Genomic DNA, 7,448 nt, shown 5'->3' with positions numbered 1-7,448 from the left:
ATTCCGGGCCTTCCCTCTGTGGAGGGCCTTCTTTATTTTGGAGATGAATGATGTGGAAACTTGTTGTTGGATTCGTGATCTTTGCTGCCTTGGCTTTGTATGTGATCAGCAAAGGCGGTGACAGCCTGGACATGAGCGGTGAAAAGCATGGTGCTGATGCTGTGCATGTGGAACCCGCCAAAACAGATGCCTCCGCACCTGCTCCGGCTTCAGACGCCAGCGCTGCCAAGTAAGCAAGGTCTGTGCACCTGACCACCGTCAGATGCCAACCCATGAAAGCCACGCCATCGCGTGGCTTTCTTTTTTGCAAGAGCCAGCCCTGCTGGCGATGGCGAGGTTGGTCGTCCTACGAAGATTGATCGCTTGCAGGGCAAGCTCCCACAGAGGAAAGCGCCCAACGCCCACGTTAAGCTTTGTCCCATGACAGCATGGTTGTAGGAGCCAGCCCTGCTGGCGATGGCTTGTGGGCAATAGCGTGTCGAATCAGCAGCAGGGCTGGCTCACAGGGGGTTATTCGTGCGGCCCTAGAATGTTTGGCCTTCACCCCCAAAAGCCAGCTCATGTCCCAAGGTCTCATCCGCATCCGTGGTGCCCGTCAGCACAATCTCAAAAACATCGACCTCGACATCCGCACCGGCGAGCTGACGGTGGTCACCGGGCCCAGCGGCTCGGGCAAGTCCAGCTTGGTGTTTGACACGCTGTACGCCGAGGGCCAGCGCCGCTATGTAGAGACCTTCAGCGCCTATGCCCGCCAGTTTTTGGACCGCATGGACAAACCGGCCGTCGACAAGGTCGAAGGTGTGCCTCCGGCGATTGCGATTGACCAGACCAACCCGGTGCGCAGCTCGCGTTCTACCGTGGGCACCATGACCGAGCTGAACGACCACCTGAAGTTGTTGTTCGCCCGTCTGGGTCAGCTGTTTGACAAAGACACCGCGCAGCCGGTGCGTCACGACAACCCTGACACGATTTATGCCGAGCTGGCCCAGCGTGCCGCTCAAGCGGGTGACCCGCGCCTGTACCTGACCTTCCCGGTCGAGTTGCCCGCCAACACCAGCGGAGAGCAAGTCGAGCAGTGGCTGTCGGCCAGCGGCTTCACCAAGGTGCAGGCCGAACGCGAAGTGGCCACCCCCACCGGCCCGCGCAAAGTGCTGGACGTGATCGCCGACCGCTTTCGCATCGGCACCGCCGAAAAAGCCCGCGTGGTCGAAGCCATCGAAGTGGCCCTCAAACGTGGTGGCCGCTTGAATGTGTATGTGGAGAAATTGGGGTCAGATCCCAATTTCTCCGCTGCTTCCTCCCCTGAGCCCGCCTTCGACATCTGGCGCTTTTCGACAGGCCTGCATTGCCCCGAAAGCGACCAGCGCTACACCGACCCGATCCCGTCGATGTTCTCCTTCAACTCGGCAGTGGGTGCGTGCGAAACCTGCCGGGGTTTTGGACGTGTCATCGGCGTTGACTATGGCCTGGTCATTCCCAACCCCAAGCTCACGCTGCGGGCCGGGGCCATCAAGACGCTGCAAACCCCCGCCTGGCAAGAAAACCAGGACGACCTGATGCGCCACGCCGAGGCCGCAGGCATTCCGCGTGACACGGCCTGGGACAAGCTGACGAAAGCGCAGCAAGATTGGGTGATCAACGGTTCACCCGAGTGGAAGGGCCGTTGGAACCACCAGTGGTACGGCGTGAAGCGCTTTTTTGAATATCTGGAAAGCAAGGCCTACAAGATGCACATTCGGGTGCTCTTGTCCAAGTACCGCAGTTACACCGAGTGCCCAACGTGCCAAGGGGCGCGTTTGAAAACCGAGAGTTTGCTCTGGCGCATTGGCAGCCACTCGGATGCCGATGGGGTCTTGCCAGTAGAAAAGCGTTTCATGCCCGCTGGCGTGAAGTGGTCGCGGGCGCAGTTGGAGGCGCTGCCGGGTTTGAGCTTGCACGACATGATGATCATGCCGCTCGATCGTTTGCGCTTGTTTTTTGACCGGGTGTCTGCTTCTGGGCATGCGTCTTTAGGAGCTGGGGAGGCTCCGGCCGGGGATGGGCTGGGCTCCTCATACGGCGGGGGTACACCAAAATCGTCACCCAGCCCATCCCCGGCCGAAGCCGTGGATACAAGTGGAAAGGCGCATGCAAGAACAGCGACAGAGATGTCGCCAGACGATCGATCCACCACAAGGTCTGCGTCAGAGCGGGGGGCGGGCGACGATTTTGGCGTACCCCCGCCGTATGAGGAGCCCGCCCCCCGCTCTGATGCAGACCGAACCTCAGCAGAAACCACCGAAGCAAGTCAGGCAAAAAACCAAGGCAAAAGCGCAGAACAAAAAGCCCTCCAACTCTTGCTGGAAGAAATCACCACCCGCCTCAAATACCTGTGCGACGTCGGCATTGGCTACCTCACCCTCGACCGCCAAAGCCGCACACTGAGCGGCGGCGAAGTGCAGCGCATCAACCTCACCACCGCCCTGGGCACCAGCCTGGTCAACACCCTGTTCGTGCTCGACGAACCCAGCATCGGCCTGCACCCGCGTGACATGCACCGGATCACCTTGGCCATGCACCGCCTGCGCGACGCGGGCAACACCTTGGTCGTGGTCGAGCACGACCCAGCCGTCATGATGGCCGCTGACCGCATGATCGACATGGGGCCTGGCCCGGGTGAGCGCGGCGGGCAGATCGTGTTTGACGGCACCACCGCCGACCTGCGCAACGCCGACACGCTCACGGGCGCTTATTTGGGTGGGCGCAAACAAGTGGGCCTGGGCTTCAAGCGCATGGTGAACGACAGCACGCCGCGCTTGATTCTGGAAGGCGCAAGCGAACACAACCTGCAAAACATCAGCGTGGACTTTCCTCTGCAGCGCCTGGTCACCATCACCGGCGTGAGCGGTTCGGGCAAGTCGAGCTTGATTCAGGATGTGTTGGCCCCGGCGCTCATGCGCCACTTTGGCAAAGCCACCGAAACCCCGGGCGCACACGACCGCCTGTTGGGTGCCGACCACCTGAGCGATGTGGTGTTTGTGGACCAGTCGCCGATTGGCAAAACCGCCCGCTCCAACCCCGTGAGTTATGTGGGCGCGTGGGACGCGATCCGCGAGATTTTTGCCACTGCGCCGCTGTCGCGCCAACGCGGCTACACCGCCAGCAAGTTCAGCTTCAACGGCGGCGATGGCCGTTGCCCCACCTGCGGCGGCTCGGGCTTTGAGCATGTCGAGATGCAGTTCTTGAGCGACGTGTATTTGCGCTGCCCCGACTGCGATGGCAAGCGTTACCGCCCCGAGATTCTGGAGATCACCGTCGAGCGCCAGGCCTTGGGCCAGGCGCAGCCGCGCCACCTGAACGTTGCCGATGTGCTGGACCTCACGGTGAGCGAAGCCGCCGCCTTGTTTGCGCAAGACCGCGACGTGATCCGCGCTCTGCAGCCCATCGTCGATGTGGGCCTGGAATACGTGAAGCTGGGCCAGCCTGTGCCCACCTTGTCGGGCGGTGAGGCGCAGCGCCTCAAGCTCGCAGGCTTTTTGGCCGAGGCTGCCAAAAGCGCCTCCAAGAGCCGCCAGAGTCTGGCTCGAAAGGGCACGCTGTTTTTGTTTGACGAGCCGACCACCGGCCTGCACTTTGACGACATCGCCAAGCTGATGCGGGCGTTGCGCAAGTTGCTCGAAGCGGGGCATTCGCTCATCGTCATCGAGCACAACCTGGACGTGATTCGCGCCAGCGATTGGCTGATCGACCTGGGGCCAGAGGGCGGTTATGCCGGTGGCCTGATCGTGGCCGAGGGCACGCCAGACGATGTGCGGCAACACGCCACATCACACACGGGGCTGGCGCTGCGTGAGTACGCTGAGGCGATGGGGGAGGTTTTCGGTGTGCAAGAGCCATCGCTTGCAGGCAAGCTCCTACAAAACGCCAAGACCCTCCCTGTAGGAGCCAGCCCTGCTGGCGATACAAGGCTTGGTTTGCGCGAGCCATCGCTTGCAGGCAAGCTCCTACAAAATACCGCTGCGTCTCTTGCCCGTGCCAAAGGCGCGGTCTCTAACAACATCCAGATCGTCAACGCCAAAGAGCACAACCTCAAAAACCTGAGCGTCAACATCCCGCGTGGCAGCTTCAACGTGGTCACTGGCGTCAGTGGTTCGGGCAAGTCCACTCTGGCGTTTGACATCCTGTTCAACGAAGGTCAGCGTCGTTATTTGGAAAGCCTGAACGCCTACGCCCGAAGCATCGTCCAGCCTGCAGGCCGCCCCGAGGTCGATGCGGTGTACGGCATCCCGCCCACTGTGGCGATTGAGCAGCGGCTGTCACGCGGCGGTCGCAAATCCACCGTGGGCACGACCACCGAGGTCTGGCACTTTTTGCGCCTGCTCTATGTGAAGTTGGGCATTCAGCACTGCGTGCACGACAACACGCCCGTGCAACCTCAAACGCCCGACAGCATCATCGCGCAGCTGATGACACAGTTCCGGGGTCAGCACATTGGCTTGTTGGCTCCGTTGGTGACCAACCGCAAAGGCGTTTACACCGAACTGGCCGACTGGGCGCGGCCGCGTGGCTACACGCACTTGCGCGTGGATGGCGACTTTTTGCCCACACAAGGTTTCCCGCGCATCGACCGCTTCAAAGAGCACAACATTGAACTGCCCGTGGCCAGTCTCGATGTGCTGCCCAGCAATGAAACCGCCCTGCGCCAAGCCCTGACCAAAACACTGGAACACGGCAAAGGTGTGGTGCATGTGTTGAGCGATCTGGACGGCTTGCGCGAAGCCATGTTCAGCGGCGAGTCCACCGCTCGCATCGGCCAGCACCGCGTGTTCTCCACACTGCGCGCATGCCCGGCGTGCGCCACCTCGTATGCCGAACTGGACCCGCGCTTGTTCTCGTACAACAGCAAACATGGCTGGTGCCCCGATTGCGTGGGCACGGGCGTCAAGCTCAGCAAGGACGAGCGCCAAGTGTTTGACGACTCGGTGCGCGACGACAAAGACAAAGGCCGCGAGCAAACCTTTGCCGAGCCCGAGATCGAAGACTTGGCCAACGTGGCCTGCCCCAGCTGCGAAGGCACCCGCCTGAACGCCACGGCACGCGCTGTGCGCTTGGGCTCAGCACCCGGCCAAGGCTGGCGCATCACCGACATCGCCAGTTTGTCGGTGACCGACGTGCGGCATTGGGTGGACAAACTGCAGCTCACCGGCCGCGACGCCGACATCGCCCGCGACCTGGTGCCCGAGATCAAGAGCCGCTTGGAGTTTCTGGAAGAAGTGGGTCTGGGCTACCTCACCCTCGACCGGGGTGCGCCCACGCTGTCAGGCGGCGAGGCGCAGCGCATCCGCTTGGCCGCGCAGCTGGGCAGCAACTTGCAAGGCGTGTGCTACGTGCTGGACGAACCCACCATTGGCCTGCACGCGCGTGACAACCGGATTTTGCTCAACGCTTTGCAAAGCCTCAGCGACAAGGGCAACACGCTGGTGGTGGTGGAGCACGACGAAGACACGATTCGCCGCGCCGACCACATCATCGACATTGGCCCAAGCGCGGGCAAACGCGGTGGCCGTCTGGTGGCACAAGGCTCGGTGGCCGACATCACGGCATCTGCCGATTCGCAAACCGGCCGCTATTTGCTGCATGCGATGAAGCATCCGATGCAGGCTCGCCGAGCTGTTTCGGTGGGCCGCCCATCGCTTGCAGGGCAAGCTCCTACAAAAACCTCGGCCCCTGTAGGAGTCAGCCCTGCTGGCGATAGGACGGTTGCGTTGACCAGAGCATCGCTTCCAGGGCAAGCTCCTACAAATACCTCGGCCCCTGTAGGAGCCAGCCCTGCTGGCGATTTGACTTGGCTCACCCTCACCGGTGCCAACCTGCACAATTTGCGCCAAGTCGATGTGCAAGTGCCCCTCAAGCGCTTGGTCGCCGTCACCGGTGTCAGTGGTTCTGGCAAATCCACCCTGGCCCGTGATGTGCTGCTGGCCAATGTGCAATCCCTGGTCAGCCAGCGCTCCACCTTTGCAGGCCGCACCGCACAAGACGCAGGCCAACGCGTGGCTTTGACCGCGTGCAGCGATGTTCAAGGCTTTGAAACCATCGACCGCGTGCTCGAAGTTGACCAAACCCCCATCGGCAAAACCCCGCGTTCTTGCCCCGCCACCTACATCGGCTTTTGGGACACAGTTCGCAAACTGTTTGCCGAAACGCTGGAGGCCAAAGCCCGAGGCTACGCCGCCGGGCGCTTCAGCTTCAACACTGGCGAAGGCCGATGCCCCAGTTGTGAAGGGCAGGGCATGCGCACCATCGAAATGAGCTTTTTGCCCGATGTGAAAGTGCCCTGCGAAACCTGCCGAGGCGCCCGCTTCAACCCCGAGACCTTGGCCGTGACCTGGCGCGGCAAAAGCATCGGTGATGTGCTGAAGATGGAAGTCGACGAAGCGGTGGACTTTTTCGCCAGCATGCCCAGCATTGCGCACCCGCTGCAGTTGCTCAAAGACGTGGGCCTGGGTTACCTGACATTGGGCCAGCCTTCACCGACCTTGAGTGGTGGCGAGGCGCAGCGCATCAAGCTGGTGACCGAACTCACCAAGGTACGCGACGAAGTGGGCAAGCGCGGCAACAAGGCCCCGCACACGTTGTATGTGCTGGACGAACCCACGGTGGGCCTGCACATGGCCGATGTGGACAAACTCATCCGCGTGCTGCACCGCTTGGTCAACGCCGGTCACAGCGTGATCGTGATCGAGCACGACTTGGACGTGATCGCCGAAGCCGATTGGGTGATTGACCTGGGGCCTGAAGGCGGCAACGCGGGTGGGCGCATCGTGGCAGCCATGACACCCGAAGCCTTGGTGCTGTTGGGCACCCATACGGGGGTGGCGCTGGGGCCTGTGCTGGCGCGGGTTTGATCAGCGATGGTTCTGGGACCCTTTGTAGGAGCTTGCCCTGCAAGCGATCACGCGCAGACCACAAGCGCCTGAATCGCCAGCAGGGCTGGCTCCCACGGGTACCAATGTTTGTAGGAGCTTGCCCTGCAAGCGATCACCCGCAGACCACAAGCGCCTGAATCGCCAGCAGGGCTGGCTCCCACGGGTACCCCTGTTTGTAGGAGCTTGCCCTGCAAGCGATCACCCGCAGACCACAAGCGCCTCAATCGCCAGCAGGGCTGGCTCCCACGGGTACCGATGTTTGTAGGAGCTTGCCCTGCAAGCGATCACGCGCAGACCACAAGCGCCTCAATCGCCAGCAGGGCTGGCTCCCACGGGTACCGATGTTTGTAGGAGCTTGCCCTGCAAGCGATCACGCGCAGACCACAAGCGCCTCAATCGCCAGCAGGGCTGGCTCCCACGGGTACCGATGTTTGTAGGAGCTTGCCCTGCAAGCGATCACCCGCAGACCACAAGCGCCTCAATCGCCAGCAGGGCTGGCTCCCACGGGTACCGATGTTTGTAGGAGCTTGCCCTGCAAGCGAT

General features: G+C 61.9%; 2 protein-coding genes. Both read left to right on the top strand.

The features are described 5' to 3' along the window. Positions 1–50: 50 nt before the first annotated feature. The gene (locus tag H663_RS40635; RefSeq protein ID WP_053173531.1) at positions 51–233 is read left to right on the top strand and encodes a hypothetical protein; all 183 of its coding nucleotides are present in this window, start codon (positions 51–53) and stop codon (positions 231–233) included. Between the two features lie 327 nt (positions 234–560). Beyond that, positions 561–6,884 carry an excinuclease ABC subunit UvrA gene (locus H663_RS40630; protein WP_053173529.1) on the top strand — a complete coding sequence of 2,108 codons (6,324 nt, stop codon included), beginning with the start codon at positions 561–563 and terminating at the stop codon, positions 6,882–6,884. Positions 6,885–7,448: the final 564 nt, after the last annotated feature.

Origin of the sequence: Limnohabitans planktonicus II-D5, from assembly GCF_001270065.2 — a bacterium.
GTDB classification, from domain to species: Bacteria; Pseudomonadota; Gammaproteobacteria; order Burkholderiales; family Burkholderiaceae_C; genus Limnohabitans_A; species Limnohabitans_A planktonicus.
Note: the sequence above shows the minus strand (reverse complement) of the source record. Positions and strands in the feature narration are given on the sequence as shown.

What these genes read in the sequence shown, in the direction of transcription:
- H663_RS40635 (WP_053173531.1), top strand. Translation starts at nt 51, where the DNA reads ATGTGGAAACTTGTTGTTGGATTCGTGATCTTTGCTGCCTTGGCTTTG.
- H663_RS40630 (WP_053173529.1), top strand. Translation starts at nt 561, where the DNA reads ATGTCCCAAGGTCTCATCCGCATCCGTGGTGCCCGTCAGCACAATCTC.